The following is a 19,937-nucleotide window of genomic DNA, read 5'->3' as shown; positions in this document are numbered from 1 at the left end:
CCAGGCTCAATCCACCTTCAGATTGCGCTCGCGCACGATGGTGGCCCAGCGATCGATCTCCGCGTTCGTGAAAGCCTGGAATTGCTCCGGCGTGCTGCCCACCACGTCGATGCCGGCGCCGCCCAGCTTTTCCTTGACGTCAGGCATCTCCAAGGCCTTCCGGATATCGGCGGAGATGCGCTTGACCGTGGCGTCCGGCATGGACGCGGGCGCGTAGACGCCGTACCACAGCACGGTTTCGTAGCCCGGCAAACCGGCTTCCTGCATGGTCGGCACGTCCGGCAAGGCAGGCGAGCGGATCTTGCTGGTGACCGCCAATGCCTTCACCTTGCCCGCCTTGACCAGCGGCAGGCTGACCGGCAGGCCCGGGAAGTACAGCTGCACGTCGCCTGCCGCGGCCGCGGTCAGCGCCTGCGAGCCGCCGGTGTACGGCACGTGCATCATCTGTAGATGCGCCATCGTGGCGAACAGCTCGGCCGCCATGTCGTCGGCATTGCCGATGCCCGCCGAACTGAAATTCAGCTGGTTGGGCTTGGACTTGGCGAGCGCGACGAAGTCCTGCAGATTCTTCACCGGCAGCGTCGGCGTCACCACCACGACGTGCGGCATCGCGGTCACCTGCGAAACCGCTTTCAGGTCCTTGCGCAAGTCGTACTTCAGGCGCGGATACAGCGACGCGCTGACCGTGATCGCATTCTGCGCGATCAGCAGCGTGTGGCCATCGTCGGCGCGGGCGACGTGCTCGGCGGCGATGTTGCCGGCCGCGCCCGCGCGGTTTTCGACGATCACGGCCTGGCCCCACAGCTCGGCCAGCTTGGGACTGATGGTGCGCGCGACCAGGTCCATGCTGCTGCCGGCCGCCAGCCCGGAAACGATGCGCACGGTGCGCGTGGGAAAGTCGGACGCCGACTGCGCCGACGCCGATGCGATCACGGCTTGCGCGCACAGCGCGACGCCTGCCTGGATGATCAGTCTGCGGTTCATGGAATCTCCTCCTGTTCTTGGGGCTCGCGCCCCGATTGTTTGCGGGACGGCCGTGGCGGCCGAACCCGTGAAATCAGAATGGGTACGGCACACCCGCCTCGCGCGCGACGCGCTCGACATCGGCCAGCGTATCGGCGGGCAGGAGCAGGCCGTTGGCGCGGTTTTCCGCGTCGGCCTGGACTTCCATCTCGCCGGGGTAATAGACCTGGCGATGGCCCGGCGCCACCGGCACGTCCTTCAATGAAGCGATGTACGCGTCGATACGGCGGTTGAATTCCTCGATGGGTTGGAATGCCGCCACATTCAAGGCGATCATCAGATGCCCCGCCCCGCTGCGATTGACCGGGTCGTAGGGACCATGGACGCGATCCAGGAACTGGCTGCCGGACAGCACGCCGGACAGGACGTCGACCATGACGCCCATCACGTAGCCCTTGTGGCCCGCCATGGGCAGGATGAAGCCCTCCAGCGCGGCCTTGGGATCCGTCGTGGGATTGCCCTGCGCGTCGATGGCCCAGTGCGACGGGATGGGTTCGCGCCGCTTGTTGGCCAGGTATATCTTGCCGCGCGCCACGCCCGAGTTGGCCATGTCCATCACCACCGGCGGATGGCTGCCGCCGGGCGCGGCGATGGACCAGGGATTGGTGCCTATCTTTTTCTTCAGCCCGCCCCAGGGCGCCATGTTGGGACCGGCATTGCTCATCAACATCATCACGCAGCCCTGCTCCGCGCCGATGCGCGTGTAGTACATGCAGGTGCCGAAGTGATTCGAATTGCGGATGGAGACCACGCCCACGCCATGCTGGCGCGCACGCCCCACCGCTTCGTCGACGGCGCGGCGGGCCACGACCTGGCCGACGCCGTCGCCGCCGTCCATGACCGCGATCGCGCCGGCATCCACGGCCAGCCGGGTTTCCGTCACCGCCTTCATCGCGCCGGAGCGCAGGCGGGCGTAATACCAGCCCAGCCGCAGCATGCCGTGCGACTGATGGCCCCAGAGGTCGGCCTGCACCAGCGTATCGGCGGCGAGCAAGGCGTCGCCGGCCGGCACACCGGCGCTTTCGTAGACGGCGGCGGCCAGTTCGCGCACCCTTGCCGGGTCCACACGCCGTGCGCCCGTCTGGGCGGATGTGGTGTCTTCCATGATGGTTCCTGTAGTAATGGTTCCGTAGTACGGTTCAGTCCGCGTGCGAATACATCGGCCGGCCCGGCGTATCCATGCGCGCGACGAGCACGCTGCCGGTTTCCGATTCGGTAATGAACAGGTCGCGGTTGTCCTTGCCGCCGAAAGCGATGTTGGTCGTCATATGCCCCATGCACGAATCGATGCGCAGCAGCGGTTCGCCGCGTGGCGAAAACTTCCACACCGCGCCCAGGCCGGCATGCGCGACATAGAGATTGCCGGCCTGGTCCACCGCCATGCCGTCCGGTCCGGCGCCGCCGGACATCTGGATGAACAGGCCCACGCGCGTCAATGAGCGATCCGGCAGCACCATGGCGCGCCAGACGCAGTTGCCGCGGGTGGCGGCCACGTAGAGCATGGTTTCCGCCGGGTTCATGACGATGCCGTTGGGGCTGGGCACGTTATCCAGCAGGCATTCGAAATAGCCGTCCGCGCCCTGCCGGTATACGCGCCCGGACGGATCCTGCAGGCCGGTCTGCCCCTGGTCGGTGAAGTACATGTCGCCGTTGGCGGCGAAGAACAGATCGTTGGGACCCTTGAAGCCTTCGGTGCGCGCGCGCCGGATATGCGGCGTGACGCGCCCGGCCTCCGCATCCAGCAGCAGGATGCCGTTCTTGTGGTCGGCCACGAAAATGCGGCCGTCGCGATGGATCTTCAATCCGTTGGGCTCGCCGTCGTACTCGATCAGCTGCGTGACCTCGCCGGCGGGCGACACCCGAAAGACCAGGCCGAAGGCGATGTCGACCAGGTACAGGTTGCCCTGCCTGTCGAAGGACGGGCCTTCGATATAGCTGTCGGTGGCGCGCGTGCCCTTGCCGGCGCGCAGGCGCTCTTCCGACAGCTGGCCGGCCTTGCGATATCGATCGGGAATACGCGTGAAGACTTCGGTCTTCATCGCCGGGGGTGCGGCGTACATGGCAGTCTCCTTTGTCCGGTCGCGTCTTGCGGCGACTCGTCCCGCGCTACAGCGGCAGTTCCAGGTCCAGCAGGGGCGCATGCTGCTGCGCGCCATAGACATCGGTGTCGCCAATGGCGCCCGACACGATGCGGCGCGGCAGGGTCGCCTTGAAGGCCAGCGCCGGCGGGTATACGGTGAACAGGACGTCGTCGGGCGCCACACCGTACAAGGCGGCGATGCGCTCGCGCGTGACGACGCCGCAACGGCGCACCTTTTCGAAGGTTTCCTCGCTGTCGAACATGATGTCCAGCGTCAGTTCGAAGGGGCCGGCATTCTTGCTTTTGCAGGCCTTGGCGATGTCTTTGAGTCTGATCATGAGGCGGCTCCTGGCAGGCTTGGCTAGACGGTCTCGTATTCGATGGGAAACATCCCCAGCGGGTCGTCGGTCTGGATCACGTGCTGCATGGTGAATTCATAGACCGCGCCCCGTTCGATGTCGGACGGCGAAAAGGGAAAGGCCATGTTGCCTTCGCGGCACAGGCGGCCGGGGAAATCGCTGTGCAGCAGCGTGACGCGCGTCAGGGCCAGCGCGGCATTGGCGATTTCCTGGGTGACCCCCACGACTTCGGCCAGGATGCCGATCTCGTGGCTGCGTACGCCGTGCAGGGGCTCCCACTCACCCATCACGCCGTCCTTGCCATACAGGCGGATCACGATGCGATAGCTGTCGCGCGCGATGCCCAGCGCGGCGATCTTGGTGTGGGACGCTTCGGTGATCGCGGCGATGAAGCTGTCCAGCTGTCCGATCAGGCCCGGATCGCGCGTGCCGGCAAAGGCAATCGCGCTATAGCCTGAGCAGGCTGCCGCTTCCAGCTTGATGGTGTAGCGCGCCGGCTGCCACGCCATGCCCGAGATGCGCACGCGCCGGTCCGAAAGCGCCTGCATGACGCAGGCGCTGGTATCGAGCACGCCGCCCGGTTCGTGACGCACGATGGGGCTGGCGCTTTCGTGCAGGGCCTGTACCGATACCGACAGGGGCGTGCAGCGCAGCTCCGGATTGGCGGGCTCGACTTCCACGTAGTCGGTGCCGACCGTGGCGATCAGGCAGTCGTGCTTTTTCGGCAAGGCGGCGTTGCAGGCGCATTCCAGCAGCTTGCCCGCGTACCACGCGGGCGCCGGCGGAATACCGTGATGCGTGGCCAGCGCGACCCATGGCGCGGGGTCGGTGCCGCGCCCGGCCAGGATGACCTGCGCGCCGGACCGCAGCGCGGACAGGTGCGGCTCCGGGCCCATCATGCCGACGATGCGCTCGGCGCGGTCCACGGTGTCTTCGCTCAAAGGGCCGGCCTTGCCCAACGGCCGCACACGGCCGGCGCGGATGCCGGCCTTCAGGGCCTCCTTGTCCTGCTCGGCGTGGATCAGGGCCATCTTGAAGCCCATGCCCTCTTCCCGCGCGATCTCCCGTACCAGCGCGGCGCAGGCCTGCAGATGCGGCTCGCCGCCGGCGCCGCCGCAGGTGCCTATCATCATGGGAATATTCAATTCCATCGCGCCGCGCAGCAGCAGGCGCAGGTCGCGCTTCATCTGCAGCGCGGAGTTCAGCGTCTTGCCGGAGCCCAGGTAATGCGGACCGGGATCCGAGCTGCCGCCGTCCACGCCTATCATGTGCGGGCGCGCCTTCAAGGCGGTCTTGAGCGACGCCTCGGGGAATCCATAGCCCAGGATCCCGCTGGCCGAAACCATGCGCACTTCATTCGTCATGTGTCTACCTCCCGCGTGTTTTGTGGAATCATGTCGGCTCGCCACGCGCCCCGACAAGCGTTCATTCAAGAGGGGGGCATGCTGAATCGGCACGGCCGGTCAGGCACGGCCGGTCAGGCACGGCCGGTCAGGCACGGCCGCCCAGGCACGGCCGGGCTACACCACGGATCTGGAGGACGACCATGAACCCGAACGGCGCATCAGACGCACACGGGACCATCGATACGCTGACGCGCAGGCTGGACCTGACGTCGCTGCGACTATTCGTCGACGCCTGCGAGGCGCAAAGCATCGCGGCGGCCGCGGCGCGGGCGTGCATCGTCCCGTCCGCCGTCAGCCGGCGCATCTCCGACCTGGAAAAATCGGTCGGGGTCCCCCTGCTCTACCGCTCTCCGCGCGGCATCACGCCGACGGCGGCCGGCGAAACCGTGCTGCGCTACGCGTCCGCCGCCCTCGCCGAACTCCAACTGATGGGCACGGCCCTGGGCCGCTATGCGTCGGGGCTGCAAGGCACCGTCCGCGTGGTCGCCAACATCTCGTCCATCGACCAATACCTGCCCGAAGACATCGCGGCATTCTCGCGGACGTATCCCGACGTCGGCATCGAACTGGAAGAAAAGCGCGGCGGCGAAATCCTGAAAAGCGTGGAAGACGGCAGCGCCGACCTGGGCATCGGCAACGACTGGTACCTGGGCGAAGCCGCCGCGGTCAGCCGCCCCTACCGCGAAGACAGCCTGGTGGCCATTTTTCCGCGCACGCACCGCATGGCCGGACTGGAGTCGGTGCGCTTCGCCGAGCTGCTGGACGAGCCCCTGATCGGCCTGCATGCCGAAAGCGCCTACAACGCCAAGCTGGTGCAGCAGGCGGGGCTGATCGGCCGGGAAATACGCATGAAGATCCGCGTCAACAGTTTCGACGCCTTGTGCCGCATGGTGCATGCGGGCCTGGGCATTTCGTTCGTGTTGAAGCAGTTGGCGGATATGTACCTGGATATTCTCAGCATCAGCGCGGTGCCGCTGATGGAATCGTGGGCCAACAAGCGCATCCTGATCGCCTACCGGTCCGAGGACACCCTGTCCGCTTCGGCGCGAACGCTGCTGGACTTCCTGACGCGGCAATTCCAGACACGACAGGCGCCGGCCGCACCCTGATACGCCGAGCGGTGCGCCGCGCCGCGGGCATTCGCGCGAGCGGGCTGCCGGCCAAGAGGCGGTGGCAGCCCCGCCCGCCTACCCCTGTACGCCGGTGGGGGCGCCCGGCGCGGCCGAAGCGGCCGGGGTGGCCGAGCTAGCCGCGGTGCCTGCCGTAGCCGTAGCGGCCGGCGCGGCCGGCGCGGGCTTGGCCTGCCCGGCTTCCAACACATTGATCCGGGCTTCCAGCTGGCTGATCTGTACGGCCAGTTGATCCGCCCGGGCCACGGTCCGGGCCAGCAGATCCGCCTGGACGTCGAATTCCTCGCGCGTCACCAGATCCAGCCGCGAGAACCCCTGGGCCATCATCGCGCGGACGTTGCGCTCGAGGTCCGCCGCGGGGCTGCGCGCGATCAGGTCCGAGATGTTCTTCTGCAGGTCTTCCATCCATTGCGTCGCGTTCATGGCTTCCTCCTACCTAATACCTGGACAGTCCTCAGTGTAGAGCGTTGCGCGGCGCCTTGCACCGCACGCACCTGGAAATGCACCAAAAGCGGGCATGCCTTGTGACGGTGCGCACCGATAAGGTGCGGAACCGTCGGGCCCGTCGCCGCAGCCAAGGTAAATCGCCCCGCCCCTCAACCAAAAAGATGGCATCGATTTTGCTTTAGAGGCAGGGCCAACGTGCAACCAAAGAGGAACCAGCCATGAAACTCATCATCGCCATCATCAAGCCCTTCAAGCTCGACGAGGTGCGAGTGGCTTTGTCCGGTATAGGGGTCCAGGGACTGACGGTGACGGAAGTCAAGGGCTTTGGCCGGCAGAAGGGCCACACCGAACTTTATCGCGGCGCGGAATACGCGGTCGACTTTCTGCCCAAGCTGCGCGTGGAAGCCGCCGTGCCGGACAGCCTGGTCGAACAAGCCATCGAGACCATCGAGCAGGCCGCCCGGACGGGCAAGATCGGCGACGGCAAGATTTTCGTCGCCGGGCTGGAGCAGGTCATTCGCATCCGTACGGGCGAAGCCGGCGAAGCAGCACTGTAAACACAATAAGGACGCTACAGGAGCCATAAGAAATGGATAAAGCAGATATCTCGTGGATGCTGGTCTCGACACTGCTCGTGTTGATGATGGCGGTACCCGGCCTCGCCCTGTTTTACGGCGGATTGGTACGAAGCAAGAACGTGTTGTCGGTCCTGATGCAGGTGATGGGTACCTTCGTCGTCGGCTTGGTGTTGTGGTTCATCTACGGCTATTCGCTCGCCTTCACCGAAGGCAATGCCTTCTTCGGCGGCTTCTCGCGCGTCTTCTTTTCCGGCATGTTCTCGCCGGCCGACGGCAAGTACGCGATGACCGGTTCGCTGACGGAACTCCTGTTCGCGTCCTTCCAGGCGACCTTCGCCGGCATCACGTGCGCGCTGATCGTCGGCAGCTTCGCCGAGCGCGCCCGCTTTTCCGCGGTGCTGCTCTTCACGGTCATCTGGTTCACCTTCGCCTATGTGCCCATCGCGCACATGGTGTGGTTCGCCTCGCAGACCGCGCCTGGCCTGATGAACGCCAAGGGCGCGCTGGACTTCGCGGGCGGCACGGTGGTGCACATCAACGCCGGTATCGCCGGCCTGGTGGGTGCCTACGTCATCGGCAAGCGCGTCGGCTACGGCCGTGAAGCGATGCAGCCGCACAACCTGCCGATGGTCATGACCGGCGCGGCCCTGCTGTGGACCGGCTGGTTCGGCTTCAACGCGGGCTCCGCGCTGATGTCCAACGAACAGGCCACGCTGGCTTTCTTCAACACGATGATCGCCACCGCCGCCGCCGTGCTGGCCTGGCTGTTCACCGAATGGGCGCTGAAGGGCAAGCCCTCGATGCTGGGCGCCGCGTCCGGCGCCGTGGCCGGCCTGGTGGCGATCACCCCGGCCGCTGGCCTGGTCGGCATGGTTGGCGCCTTCGTCATCGGCATCGCCGGCGGCGTGATCTGCGTCTGGGGCGTCAATGGCCTGAAGCGCATGCTGAAGGCGGACGATGCGCTGGACGTGTTCGGCGTGCACGGCGTGGGCGGTATCACCGGCGCGCTGCTGACCGGCGTGTTCAATGCCCAGGTGCTGGGCGGCCCCGGCCTGAAGACGGCCGGCGAAATCGGCGGCCAGCTGTGGGTGCAGTTCGAAGGCGTCGTCCTGACGCTGGTGTGGTCGGGCGTCGTCGCCTGGATCGCGTACAAGATCGCCGACATGGTCTGCGGCCTGCGCGTGCCGGAAGACGTCGAACGCGAAGGCCTGGATACGACCTGCCACGGCGAATCCGCCTACCACAGCTGATATGGCTGACCGGTCCTTCAAGGACCGGTGCAAGAGAAAAGCGCTCCGCGAGGAGCGCTTTTTTTTCAGGATACGCCGCATCGCGGCGCCGGGCCCGTATCGCGTGGAGCACCCGCCTGCGAGCCGCGCCATTCACTGCTGAGGATGCAAACCCGAGATTTTCCTTTCTTCCTCGGATGCCAGCGGCTCGAAGCTGCCCTGCCGGATAGCGGTAATTGCATAAGCGGCCCGTGCCGTTCGACCATTGCCATCGGGAAAGGGGTGATAGCCCAGAACACAGGCGAGCAAATAGGGCGGATACATGGGCTGACCTTCGAGCCGTTGCAGTCGCCAGGACTCCTGCTTGAATACGGCGGCGCCCGCAGTGGACGACGGCAGCGGCGAACCGGTTATGTCGATCACCCGAGGCCCTTTCCGCGCATTTGGCGCCAGACGCCGGTTGAGTACGGCGAGTTCCTCGATATTGGACAGACTGGCACGGGAAGCCACGTAGCTATCGATGACGCCGCGTATCTGCCTTCGGTCATTGGATGACAGCGACGCCTTGACGATCCAATCGGTTGCGGACGCGGCATCCCCAGGGGATTGGAGCATTGCCCTCCGGCGTGCCGAATAGGACACGGCCAAAAGCGCACGCAAACGATGGAAATGGCTGATTCGCCGGCTAAGCAAGGAGGCCTCCATGCTCAGCGCCACGCCCAGCGTCTCGGTATCGGCGGTTGGATAGGTGCTCTTGAGCTCCTGCACCAACTGTACGGCGACGGCCTCGCCGAGCGCATGGGATAGTTGCTGGAATGCGGGAATTTGGCGGTAGGAGTACCGTTTGGGCGCCAGGCGCCGCGGAGGAACGTATTTCACCGACCCACCACGTGGCGTTTCCGCACATACGGCTCCAATGCGGGATACTCGTCAACCGTGTCGTCCCCGAAGCTCCGGCAGAACATACAGTGTATTTTGGAATACCTGTGATTCTTGCCACGCAGGTCCGCCAAAAGCTCGGAAAATAACACTCTGTCCTGCCAACGCTGCCTGCCCGTCGTTCGCCTTATGGTGACGACGTCAGTGAAAGGCTGACGCTCCCGCATGCAGCGCAAAACATCGTCATAAGTTTCGAATTCGTCCTGATACTTGGTCAGCGCGAAATCCGGACAAAACCGACCGCCGTGCAGGATGTTGTATGGCCGCCTGTCTATGCCCAGCTCCACGAAGGATAGATAGATATCCAACGTAAAAATCGGGGCATTATCCGGGCCGTAGAAATAGAGGGCCGTCGCCGGAGGCACGATATTCTGACGCCCAAGCAATTGGGAACCATGAGACGAGATAATGAGATCGGCGCTCCTCCTCCCCCTCATTCTCCACAGGATATATTTATCGTAAATGATGCGGTCGTACCGATAGCGGTCATCCTCGTCCGGCAGGCGCTGGAAGCGGGCAGAAACATCGGTCAGACGGGAAAAATGCTCAGATGGCCGTGGCGGCACCTCGACATCCGGCAACTGTGGCTTGCCTTCGAGCGGCAACCGTACCGAAGGCCGGTATCCCGACATGTCGGAGTGACGGCGAGCGGATACAAGACCTTGCGAATATCCCGGCAGCTCGGGATTGGCCTGAAGCGGCCGCTGCAAGGACTTCCCATATTCCGACGCGTCGGAATAACGGCGGGCAGGTATGAATTTGGGCATACCTGCACATTACGAGGTTCGCGACTTGCCAGTTAGACGAAGATTCTGATGAGCAGCACACTCATGCAAATCGGCCTGGCGGCGATGTGCTGCCCGAACAGTCAGGGCTAGGATTCCATATCCGGCTCATCCAACTGGTGATACTCCAGCCAGATCCCGTTGAGGATACCGAAACACACCGCCAGGCCCAGCCCGAGCACCCAAGCGAAATACCACATGACGTTACTCCCAGTTCAGTAAAGGTCCGGATTGGTGGACAAGGCCTTGATCGTGGAGCGGCCCCACATCACCTTGAAGGCCCACGCCGTATAGAGCAGCACGATCGGCAGGAACACCAGCGTCACGACCAGCATGATGAACAAGGTCATATGGCTGGACGACGCGTTCCATACGGTCAGGCTCGAACGCGGATTCACGCTGCTGGGAAGAATGAAGGGGAACATCGACAGCCCGACCGTCGCGATGATGCCCAGCGCCGACAGCGACGAGCCGGCGAACGCGGGCCATTCGCGGCCGATGCGGATGCCGATCAGGGCCAGCAGCGCGCCGGCGAAGCCCAGGACAGGCGCGACGATCATCCAGGGATACTGCGAGAAGTTCGCCAGCCAGGCGCCCGCCGCGGCGACGGCGCCCGCACGCAGCGGATTGGACGGCCCCGCCGGATCGGCCGCGCCTTCCAGGCGATATCCCAGCCCGCCATGGGCGGCGAAGAAGTAGCCCGCGGCGAACAGCACGATCACCAGCAAGGCCGAGATCGAACCCAGGCGACGCGCGCGGTCGCGCACCGCGCCGTTTTCCGCCTTCATCGTCAGCCATGCCGCGCCGTGGGTGATCAGCATCGTGGCGGACAACAGGCCGCACAGCAGCGAGAAAGGACTGAACAGCGCCAGGAAGCTGCCGTCGTAGGTCGCGCGCAAATCGCTGTCGAGGTGGAACGGCACGCCCAGCAGGACATTGCCCACGGCAACGCCGAACACCAGCGCGGGCACGAAACCGCCGACGAACAGCGCCCAGTCCCAGCCGTTGCGCCAGGCGGGCGACGACCGCTTGGAGCGGTACTTGAAGCCCACCGGCCGCAGGATCAGCGCCGCCAGTACCAGGAACATGGCGATATAGAAGCCGGAAAAGCTCACGGCATAGACGAAAGGCCACGCGGCGAAGATCGCGCCGCCGCCCAGGATGAACCACACCTGGTTGCCTTCCCAGGTGGGCGCGATCGTGTTGATGGCCATGCGCCGTTCATTGTCGTTGCGAGCGATGAAGGGCAGCAGCGCGGCGACGCCCAGGTCGAAGCCGTCGGTCAGGGCGAAGCCGATCAGCAACACGCCCATCAGCGCCCACCAGATGACGCGCAGCGTCGGGTAATCGAGCGGGATTTCCATATCGGTTTTCCTTATTCAGCGGCGGCCAGGCCGCCAGGCATGCCTTGGCCCGGGGCGGCCGGTTCGTGGTGCGCATAGGGGCCGCGCTTGACGGTGCGGACGATCAGGCCCACCTCGACGACGGCGAGCCCGCCGTACAGCACGGTGAAGCCCACGATGGTCGTCCACAGTTGGCCGACGGTCAGGCTGGACACGCCCAGGAAGGTCGGCAGCACGCCATCCACGGCCCACGGCTGGCGTCCCAGCTCGGCCAGCACCCAGCCCGCCTCGACGGCGATCCAGGGCAGCGGCATGATCCATATCGCCGTCTTCAGCAGCCAGCGCGCGTCGAAGCGCCGGCGCGCCGCCATGACGCAGGCCACGGCGAATACCGCGATCTGTATGAAGCCGATCAGGGCCATGATGCGGAATACCCAGAACATGACCGGCACGTTCGGCACCGTATCCCAGGCGGCCTTCTCTATCGTGGCGCGATCGGCTGTGCGCGGATCCTGCACATAGCGCTTCAACAACATGCCGTAGCCGAGATCGCGGCGATGCTGTTCGAACTGCGCGCGCGCCGCGGTATCGCCGGGCTGCAGCTTCAGGCGCTCCAGCGCGTCGTAGGCCTGCACACCGCTTTCGATGCGCGACTGCGAAACGGCCACCAGTTCGAAAATCCCCGCGACGGGCTTGTCGATGGACCGCGTGGCGATCAGTCCCAGCAGATACGGGATCTTTACTTCGGCGTGGGTCGTGCGCTCCGCCAGGCTGGGGATGCCGAAGGCGGTGAAGGCGGCTGGCGCGGGCTCGGTTTCCCACATGGCTTCCAGCGCAGCCAGCTTCATCTTCTGGTTGTCGGTCAGCGCATAGCCGCTTTCATCGCCCAGGACCACCACCGACAGCGCGGACGCCAGGCCGAAGGAGGCCGCCACCGCAAAGGAGCGTTGCGCCACGCCACGCCATTTTCCACGCAGCAGCATCCACGCCGAGATGCCCAGCACGAACACGGACGCGGTCGCGTAGCCGGCGCTGACGGTGTGCACGAATTTCGCCTGCGCCACGGGGTTGAACAACACCTCGCGGAAGCTGCTGACTTCCATGCGCATGGTGTCGGGATTGAAGATGGCGCCGACGGGGTTTTGCATCCACCCGTTGGCGATCAGGATCCACAGCGCCGACAGGTTCGAGCCGAGCGCCACCATGAAGGTGACGAACAGGTGGCCGCGCTTGCTCAGGCGCTCCCAGCCGAAGAACATCAGGCCGACGAAGGTGGCCTCCAGGAAGAACGCCATCAGGCCTTCGATCGCCAGCGGCGCGCCGAAGATATCGCCCACGTAATGCGAGTAGTACGACCAGTTCGTTCCGAATTCGAACTCCATGGTCAGGCCCGTCGCCACGCCCAGCACGAAGTTGATGCCGAAGATGGTCGCCCAGAACCGGGTGACGGTACGCCAGATGGGCTTGTCGGTCATCACGTAGATGCTTTCCATGATGACCAGGATGAACGACAGGCCCAGCGTGAGGGGGACGAAAAGAAAGTGGTACATCGCCGTCAGGGCGAATTGCAGGCGGGACAGTTCGACTACGTCCATGGGATCGGCCTTGTGTTACGTGATGGCGCCATCGTAGGCCCGCTTATCCGCTCATCCCATGACCTAGCTCAAACGTCGCGCGGATAAGCCGGGGCACACTGGCCCTGCTCCCTTACCGCCCCGCCATCGATGCCAGCAGAAATCCAACACACCAAGGCCGACCCGCGCGCCGCTGCGCGCGCGCTGCGCACGCTGGCGCGGGGCGATGCCGCCGCCAACCGCCGGCTGGCGCTGCTGACCGTCCTGCACACCGGCTGCATGGCCGCCTGGGCGCTGGCCTTGACGCTGGTCCTGGTGCAGGCGGCGTCGCTGGTCTCGCTCCTGGCGTTGGCCGCGGCCACGGCGGCACGCACCTGGGTGTCGCGGTCCATTTCGCGGCAGGCGGCCTGGCAGGCATACGGAATCAAGTCGCGCCTGCGCCGCCAGACCCTCACGGCCGCGCTGGCGGCGGAAAAGCCCCCGGCCGGCGCCACCATGGCCGCCGTCGTCGACGAGATCGAAGCGCTGGACGGCTACTTCAGCCAGTATCGCCCTGCCGAGCTGGACGCCCGCATCGGGCCGCTGCTGATTGCCGCGGCGGTGGCGCCGGCCAGTCCGGTCGCCGCAGCCATCCTGCTGGCGACCCTGGTTCCGTTCGCCGCCGTCATGGCGCTGGCGGGCGGTGCGGCCAGCGTCGAAGCGGCCCGCCAGTTCGAAGCCCTGTCCAGGTTGTCCGGCCATTTCGTCGACCGGGTGCGGGCATTGCCGGTGATCCTGGCGTTCCAGGCCGAACAGGCGGAGACGGCGCGCGTCGCCACCGCCGCGCGAGAAGTCAGCCGGCGCACGATGAACGTGCTGCGGGTGGCGTTCATTTCGTCGGCGGCGCTGGAGTTCTTCGCGGCGATCGCGGTCGCCCTCGTCGCGGTGTATTGCGGTTTCGCGCTGCTCGGGCTGTTGCCGTTCAAGCCGCTCGAGACCCTGGCGTTTCCCACGGCGTTCTATGCACTGGCCCTGGCGCCGGAGTTCTATGCGCCGCTGCGCCGGCTGGCGGCCGCCTATCACGAGAAGCAACTGGGCGAAGCCGCGGCCGCTCGCCTGCTGCCCTTGTGGTCGGCCCTGCCCGCGCAGCATGTGGAGCCGGTTCCAACCGGATCCGCATTCGCATCGCCCCCCTCCGTGCATTGCCGGGACGCCGTCGTCGCCGCCGGCGAACTCGCGATCGGCCCCATCAACCTGGACGCCCCGCCGGCGGCGCTCACCGTCGTGCGCGGCGCCACGGGCTCGGGCAAATCGACCTTGCTGGCCGCGCTGCTCGGCCGCGCTCCGCTCAAATCGGGCACCATCGCCATAAACCAGGCCCAGCAAGACAAGGGCATCGATCCCGCCACGACGTCCAACCCCATCGCGGATGCCGCGCGTATCTCCTGGGCCGGCCAGGCGCCGGTCTTCCTGCCTGGCACCCTGCTTGAAAACCTGATGGCCGCCGCGCCAGGCACGACCCGCGAAGCGGCGCTGGCCATGGCCATGCGCGTGGGCCTGGGACCCGCCCTCGCGCAGCGGCCGCTGGGCGCGGATACGCTCCTGGACGAAAGAGGTTCGGGGCTGTCCGGCGGCGAACGGCGCCGCCTGGCGCTGGCACGGGCGCTCCTGAAGCCCGCGCCCCTGCTGCTGCTGGACGAACCCACCGCCGAACTGGACGATGCATCGGAGCAGCACATCGTCCAGTTGATCCGGGAAGCCGCGCGGGACCGTACCGTGATCGCCGCGACCCATTCCGAAGCGCTGGCCGCCGCGGCCGCCTGTACGTTGCGACTGGCATGAGAACCACCCTGCACTTCCTTCCCGACCTGCCCGCGCGCGCGCCGGCGCCCACTCCCGCGTCCACTCCCGCGTCCACGCCCGGGGGTGCGCCTGGGGATGTGCCCGCGTTCGCACCGGGTGCGGCACCCGCGCCCGGCTCATCCACGGTGGCACGCTTCATACGCGCACAGGCCCGCACGCGGCGCGGCGACCTGGCGCTGGCCGCGACCAGCGGCGCGATCGCCGCCAGCGCCGCGACGCTGCTGCTCGGGTTGTCCGGCTGGTTTCTCGCCGGCGCCGCCCTGGCCGGAAGCGCGGGACCGGCCGCCGTGCAGGCCTTCAACTACCTGCTGCCCAGCGCGGGGATGCGCGGCCTGGCCATCCTGCGCACCGCGGGCCGCTACGGTGAAAGGCTGTTCGGGCATCGGGCGGCCTTTGCCGCGCTTGCCGAACTGCGTCCGCTGCTGTTCGCCGGCATCGCCGCCAGCCCGCCGCGCAAGGCGCTGGCGCTGTCGGCCGGCGAAGCCTCCGCGCGGCTGGTCCAGGACATCGACGCCGTCGAATCCGCCTTCGTGCGGCGCCCGGCGCCCTGGGTCGCGGCCGCTGCCGCGGGCACGGCGGTCGCCGTGCTCGCGCTGGCATCGCCCTGGGCGCCTGCCGCCTACGCCATCGGCATGGGCATGCAACTGGCCGTCGGCCGCCGCCTGGCCCGACGCTGGTGCGGCGAAGCAGGACGCGACGCGCTGCGCGCCACCGGCATGTTGAAGGACGCCGTGGGCGCCTATCTGCCCGCGACCGCCGAGCTGCGCTGCTTCGGACTCACCGGGCGGGCCGTGGACGCCGTGATGGCGCGCGATGCCGAACTCGGCGCGGCGATCCTGCGCCGCAACCACGCGCAAGCGGACCTCTCCGCCGTCCATGCCGGCATCACCGGCGCCACCTTGCTGGCGATCGCGGCCCTGGCGGCCGGCGCGGGCCTGCCCCTGCTGGCCCTGGCGGTACTGGCCTCCCTGGCGGCCATGGAAGGCACCGCGCCCCTGATCCGGGCCGCCCAGCAGCAGGGCGCGCTCGACGAAGCCGGCGCGCGCCTGGACGAGGCCATGGCCCGTGACACCACTGATACCCCTCACACCACTGACAGCGCTGACACCGCTGACGCCGCTGATACCGCTGACGCCGCGCCCGATCATCCCGGGCCGGCGTCGAACGCGACGTGTCCCCGGCCCGCGCCGTCGTCGGCCGCCGGCCTCGCATTGCGCATCGGCGCCAGCGTGTTCCCCGCCGGCTCGCGCGTGGGGATCGTCGGCGCATCCGGCTCGGGCAAGACCGCCGCCCTGCAAGCCTTGCTGGGTCTGCGCGGCGCGTCTCCGGGATACTACGCCGTGAATGGCACGGCCCTGGAAAACCGCCCGATCGGCTGGGCCCGCTCCTGTTTCGCCTATGCGCCTCAGGACCCCAGCCCGCTGACCGGCACGGTCGCCGAAAATCTGCGCCTGGGCGCCCCGCTTGCGGACGACAGCGCGCTCTGGCAGGCCCTGGCGGATGCCCAGCTGGACGCGCGCGTCCGCGCCATGCCGGATGGCTTGCGGACCTGGGTCGGCGACGGCGGACTGGCCCTTTCCGGAGGCGAATGCCGGCGCCTGGCGCTGGCGCGCGCCTTGCTGCGGCCGGCGCCCTGGCTGGTGCTGGACGAGCCCACCGAAGGCCTGGACGCCGAAACCGAACAGGCGCTGATCGCGTCGCTCGACCGGCGATTACGCCAAAGCGGCCAGGGCCTGTTGCTGGTCAGCCACCGGCCCGCGCCGCTGCGGCTGTGCCGCGCGCTGATCGAGTTTCCCTGACGGGTCCGCGCCAGGCAGCAAAACGCGCGGTACATTTGGCTTCCAGCCCATGCCCGCGCCCGCCGTTGTCCATGCCCGCCTCCCGGATACTCCTGCAGTTTCTCTACAGCCAGCACGCGTTCACCGCCTTGCGCACGCTGCTGGGCGTCATGCTGCCGGCGGGCTATGGCGTGCTGATGTTCGACGACGTCGACCTGGCCCTGGGCCTGTCCCTGGGCGCGTTCTGCGTGTCGCTGGTGGACCTTCCGGAAGCCTTCCGCCGCAAGCCGCGCCGCATGCTGGGGGCCACGCTGGTGCTCACGCTGGCGGCGGCCGCGATCACGCTGGTGATCAGCCATCCGCCGATCGCCTGGCTGACGCTGCTGGCGATCACCTTCTGTGCCGGACTGGCCACGGCCTACGGCACGCCCGGCACCCTGGCCGGGCTGTGCGCGCTGATCGGCGTGGACCTGATGCTGGCGCAACGCGATGCCGGCGGCGCACTCTGGCCCTTCCTCGGATGGATGGTGTGCGGCGGCCTCTGGTACACCGCCTTCAGCACGGCCCTGTGCGCCCTTTTCCCCGAGCAGATCGCGCGGCGCGCGGTGGGCGAATCGCTGATGGCGGCGGCCACGCACCTGCGGCGCCGGGCCGAATGCTTCGTACCCGGCACGCCGCTCGATCAATGCCAACGCAGGCTGGCGGATGCGCAATCGACCGTCATCGACGCACAACAGGTGGCACGCGACGTGGTGCTGGGCGATCTGGCCGCCCATCCTGGCCGTGATGGACGGCAGCTGCATCTGTTCAACATGCTCACCGGCGCGATCGACGTCCACGACATTTCCCTGGCCTTGCACGACGACTTCACGGCCTTGCGCGACGGTGGCCCCGAGGGACGCACGGGCCGCCGCGTGCACGACGCCATCATCGCGATGGCGCAGTGGATCGAAGACCTGGTGCCGCGCTACGTGCTGGGAAGAACCGTCGCCGCGCCCGCGCCGCGTCCGCCGCCAACCGGTCCGGACGCCGGCCAAGCGCAGGCGTTCAAGGTGCGCCTGAACGTACTGGCCGACATACTGGCCCGACTCGCCGTCGAAACGAATGCCGGCGTCCGCGGCCGCAAGCAGCCATCCGAGTCCGCAAGCGATGCGGCGGCCCGGTCCGCCACTGCCGCGGAAGTCGAACTCGCGCTGAAAGGCTGGAACGCGCAGGCAAAGCCACCCAATCCGTGGCAGGCCATGCACGATTCGCCCGCCGCCCTGCGCTATGCACTGCGCCTGACGGCCGCGATGGCGGCGGGTACGCTGGTGGCGAACTGGATAGGCGGCCACAGCACCTGGGTCATCCTGACCATCATGATCGTCATGAGCCCCACCTTCGGCGCCAACCAGCAGCGCAGCCGCCAGCGCATCGCCGGCACGCTGCTGGGCTGCCTGGGGACGGCGGTGCTGCTGTGGCTGGGTGTGCGGGCTCCCTGGCTGGTGGCCGGCCTGATCGTCGTCAGCTACGGCACCTGCTTCGCGCTGGCGCGGCCGGCCACCTATCTGCCCAGCGTCTTCTTCGGCACCATCGCGGTACTGCTGCTTTACCACCTGTTGGTGCCAGGCTGGTCCATGATCGAACAGCGTGGCCTGGATACCCTGATCGGCGGCGCCATCGGGGCCGTCGGCGCCTTCCTGCTGCCCGCATGGGAATACCACGGCCTGGACGCCAGGCTGGCCGACGCGCGCACGTCCTGCCGCGATTACGCCGCCGCCGTGTTCGCGGACGACTTCGACATGTCGCGCTATCGCACCGCCCGGCGCGCGGCGTTGACCAGCGTCAGGGCGCTGACCGCCGCGCACCAGCGCATGATGCAGGAGCCGCGCGCGCAGCAGCATCTGGGCGCCGAGATCGGCATGTGGCTCGCGGCCTGCAATATCATGATCGCCGCCCTGGCCGCGCTGGGGCAATGGCGGCGAGCGAACGGCGGCGCCGCGATGGCGGCCGCCTACCTCAAGGGCGCGGAAATGGTCGACCGTGCCCTGGACGGGGCGCCTCCGGCGGGTCACGAGGCAAACAGTCCGGGCGCCCACGGGCAAATGCCCGGTGCCGGCGCGGAACCGCATCCTTTGCCAGGCCTGGCGCCCCTGGTGGGCGCGGCGCGCGCCATGCAGCGCGCCAATGACAGGCTGGCCGCCGCCCAACGGCGCGCGGCGTCCGGCCGCGCCGGCGGTTGACGTCGCGCGGCACGCGAGGCCGGGGCGCGTGTCAGGCCGCGTCCACCGCCTGCAGCACTTTGCCGAAAAACGCATCGGCGTAAGCCGAATCCAGCCAGCGCACCACGGTCACCATGCGGCGCTCCGGCTCGACCCAGGTGAACGAGCTGCCCGCGCCGACACCGAAGAAGCTGGACGCCGGTACGCTGGGGAATACGCGCCGTTCGTGGTTCAGCCAGATCAGGAAACCATAATAAGGCGCGATCGCGCAGGGCTCCCGCATGGCCCTTATCCACTCCGACGACAGCACCTGCCGGCCGTGCGCCTTGCCGTCGTTCAGCAGCATCTGGCCGATCAGCGCCTGGTCCACGCTGCTGATGGACATGCCGCCCCCCCAGTGCGAACCGCCGGGCACCGACTGCATGCGCCTGCCGTCGATCTCGACCCAGGCATTGTCATAACCCACCCACTGCCAGTTCTCGCTGGCGCCCACCGGCCGCGTAATGGACTCGCGGAAGATCTCCGGCAATGGCCGCCTGAACAGATGCAGCAGCGCGAACGACAGCTGGTTGATCCGCACGTCGTTGTATTCCCAGTAAGTGCCGGGCTTGCGCAGCGGGCGCGGATCGCCTTTGTTGCCATCCGGCGGATCGCCGAACGTCACCGCGCGATAGCGATCGACCTGGTCCGGCAGGCCGAAACGTTCGCCTTCCCATTCACTGGTCTGCTGCAACAGCTGGCGCCAGGTGATATCGGCATTCTGCCCTTCGTCGAAGCCGATGCCCGGCACGCGCGTCCGCACGGTCTCGTCCACGTCGGGAAGGAGGCCGCGATCGTGCGCGACACCGGCGAGCAAGGCCAGGTACATCTTCGCCACGCTGAAGGTAAGGTCGGCGCGCAGCGGCTCTCCCCACGACGCCACGGTCTCACCGTCGAGGACCACCGTGCCCGACACCGGGCCACGATCATGCACGGGTCCAAGCAGCCGGTTCCAGGGCGGAGGGTCCTTCTGGTGCACGCCCCAAACACCATCCACCGAACGATCCCACGCGGATTCGTGTTCGTCGGCGAACTGGATGGCTTGTTGCATGAGCGCCTTGTTCATGAAAATGTCCGGAAGCAGTTGGCGGAGCAAGTCGGGCTTGCGTGTACAGGGAAAACATGGATGGGGCGAACGTAAGCTCTGTTATACAAAGACAGCCGACATGCAATCGCCCGACCAC

The 19,937-nt window shown here is 67.2% G+C and carries 17 protein-coding genes and 1 pseudogene; 6 read left to right on the top strand and 12 right to left on the bottom strand.

What is annotated here, in order from left to right; genetic code table 11:
• Nucleotides 1-6: 6 nt before the first annotated feature.
• From CAL26_RS09725 to CAL26_RS09705, 5 genes are all read right to left on the bottom strand, one after another.
• Entirely contained in the window at nucleotides 7-984 is a 978-nt protein-coding gene (locus CAL26_RS09725; RefSeq protein WP_179283306.1) for a tripartite tricarboxylate transporter substrate binding protein, read from the bottom strand.
• Nucleotides 985-1,057: 73 nt separating this feature from the next.
• Nucleotides 1,058-2,128, bottom strand: coding sequence for an Ldh family oxidoreductase (locus tag CAL26_RS09720; RefSeq protein WP_094846662.1), 1,071 nt, complete (start codon nucleotides 2,126-2,128; stop codon nucleotides 1,058-1,060).
• 34 nt (nucleotides 2,129-2,162) lie between these two features.
• Nucleotides 2,163-3,083, bottom strand: coding sequence for an SMP-30/gluconolactonase/LRE family protein (locus CAL26_RS09715; protein ID WP_094846661.1), 921 nt, complete (start codon nucleotides 3,081-3,083; stop codon nucleotides 2,163-2,165).
• Between the two features lie 46 nt (nucleotides 3,084-3,129).
• On the bottom strand, nucleotides 3,130-3,441 hold the full coding sequence (locus CAL26_RS09710; RefSeq protein ID WP_094846660.1) for a DUF4387 domain-containing protein: 312 nt from the start codon (nucleotides 3,439-3,441) through the stop codon (nucleotides 3,130-3,132).
• Nucleotides 3,442-3,464: 23 nt separating this feature from the next.
• Nucleotides 3,465-4,826: a DUF1446 domain-containing protein gene (locus CAL26_RS09705; RefSeq protein ID WP_256988266.1), complete on the bottom strand. Its 1,362-nt coding sequence runs from the start codon at nucleotides 4,824-4,826 to the stop codon at nucleotides 3,465-3,467.
• A 182-nt stretch (nucleotides 4,827-5,008) separates the two neighbouring features.
• Here CAL26_RS09705 and CAL26_RS09700 point away from each other — a divergent pair, with 182 nt between their 5' ends.
• Nucleotides 5,009-5,977, top strand: a complete 969-nt coding sequence (locus CAL26_RS09700; RefSeq protein ID WP_094846659.1) for a LysR family transcriptional regulator — start codon at nucleotides 5,009-5,011, stop codon at nucleotides 5,975-5,977.
• Nucleotides 5,978-6,178: 201 nt separating this feature from the next.
• Here the strand turns inward: CAL26_RS09700 and CAL26_RS09695 are convergent.
• Nucleotides 6,179-6,421: pseudogene (locus CAL26_RS09695) on the bottom strand (accessory factor UbiK family protein); the annotation flags it as partial.
• Between the two features lie 242 nt (nucleotides 6,422-6,663).
• Here CAL26_RS09695 and CAL26_RS09690 point away from each other — a divergent pair.
• Nucleotides 6,664-7,002, top strand: a complete 339-nt coding sequence (locus CAL26_RS09690) for a P-II family nitrogen regulator (RefSeq protein ID WP_066347801.1) — start codon at nucleotides 6,664-6,666, stop codon at nucleotides 7,000-7,002.
• 32 nt (nucleotides 7,003-7,034) lie between these two features.
• A complete protein-coding gene (gene amt, locus CAL26_RS09685; protein WP_086064325.1) occupies nucleotides 7,035-8,273 on the top strand; it encodes an ammonium transporter in 1,239 nt (412 codons plus the stop codon).
• 132 nt (nucleotides 8,274-8,405) lie between these two features.
• On the opposite strand, the gene CAL26_RS09680 is transcribed toward amt, so the two are convergent.
• The 5 genes from CAL26_RS09680 to CAL26_RS09660 all read right to left on the bottom strand — a co-directional run bounded on the left by CAL26_RS09680 (nucleotide 8,406) and on the right by CAL26_RS09660 (nucleotide 12,914).
• Nucleotides 8,406-9,131, bottom strand: a complete 726-nt coding sequence (locus tag CAL26_RS09680) for a hypothetical protein (protein ID WP_094846657.1) — start codon at nucleotides 9,129-9,131, stop codon at nucleotides 8,406-8,408.
• Complete coding sequence (locus CAL26_RS09675; RefSeq protein WP_143277394.1) at nucleotides 9,128-9,958, bottom strand: putative adhesin; 831 nt, start codon at nucleotides 9,956-9,958, stop codon at nucleotides 9,128-9,130. Before CAL26_RS09675 ends, CAL26_RS09680 begins: the two co-directional genes overlap by 4 nt.
• A gap of 107 nt (nucleotides 9,959-10,065) precedes the next feature.
• Nucleotides 10,066-10,176: a cytochrome bd-I oxidase subunit CydX gene (gene cydX / locus CAL26_RS09670; protein WP_094846655.1), complete on the bottom strand. Its 111-nt coding sequence runs from the start codon at nucleotides 10,174-10,176 to the stop codon at nucleotides 10,066-10,068.
• A 15-nt stretch (nucleotides 10,177-10,191) separates the two neighbouring features.
• Complete coding sequence (gene cydB / locus CAL26_RS09665; RefSeq protein ID WP_094846654.1) at nucleotides 10,192-11,340, bottom strand: cytochrome d ubiquinol oxidase subunit II; 1,149 nt, start codon at nucleotides 11,338-11,340, stop codon at nucleotides 10,192-10,194.
• Nucleotides 11,341-11,351: 11 nt separating this feature from the next.
• Nucleotides 11,352-12,914 carry a cytochrome ubiquinol oxidase subunit I gene (locus CAL26_RS09660; RefSeq protein WP_094846653.1) on the bottom strand — a complete coding sequence of 521 codons (1,563 nt, stop codon included), beginning with the start codon at nucleotides 12,912-12,914 and terminating at the stop codon, nucleotides 11,352-11,354.
• A gap of 129 nt (nucleotides 12,915-13,043) precedes the next feature.
• Between CAL26_RS09660 and CAL26_RS09655 the strand changes: the two genes are divergently transcribed.
• From CAL26_RS09655 to CAL26_RS09645, 3 genes are all read left to right on the top strand, one after another.
• Complete coding sequence (locus tag CAL26_RS09655) at nucleotides 13,044-14,714, top strand: ATP-binding cassette domain-containing protein (protein ID WP_094846652.1); 1,671 nt, start codon at nucleotides 13,044-13,046, stop codon at nucleotides 14,712-14,714.
• Nucleotides 14,711-16,534, top strand: a complete 1,824-nt coding sequence (locus CAL26_RS09650; RefSeq protein ID WP_094846651.1) for an ATP-binding cassette domain-containing protein — start codon at nucleotides 14,711-14,713, stop codon at nucleotides 16,532-16,534. The genes CAL26_RS09655 and CAL26_RS09650 overlap by 4 nt, the downstream gene beginning before the upstream one ends.
• A 71-nt stretch (nucleotides 16,535-16,605) precedes the next feature.
• Entirely contained in the window at nucleotides 16,606-18,735 is a 2,130-nt protein-coding gene (locus CAL26_RS09645) for an FUSC family protein (protein ID WP_094846650.1), read from the top strand.
• Between the two features lie 31 nt (nucleotides 18,736-18,766).
• On the opposite strand, the gene CAL26_RS09640 is transcribed toward CAL26_RS09645, so the two are convergent.
• Complete coding sequence (locus tag CAL26_RS09640) at nucleotides 18,767-19,819, bottom strand: serine hydrolase domain-containing protein (RefSeq protein ID WP_094847013.1); 1,053 nt, start codon at nucleotides 19,817-19,819, stop codon at nucleotides 18,767-18,769.
• Between the last annotated feature and the right edge of the window lie 118 nt (nucleotides 19,820-19,937).

This window comes from Bordetella genomosp. 9, assembly GCF_002261425.1.
Lineage (GTDB): Bacteria > Pseudomonadota > Gammaproteobacteria > Burkholderiales > Burkholderiaceae_B > Bordetella_C.
This window is presented reverse-complemented; position numbering and strand designations above follow the sequence as displayed.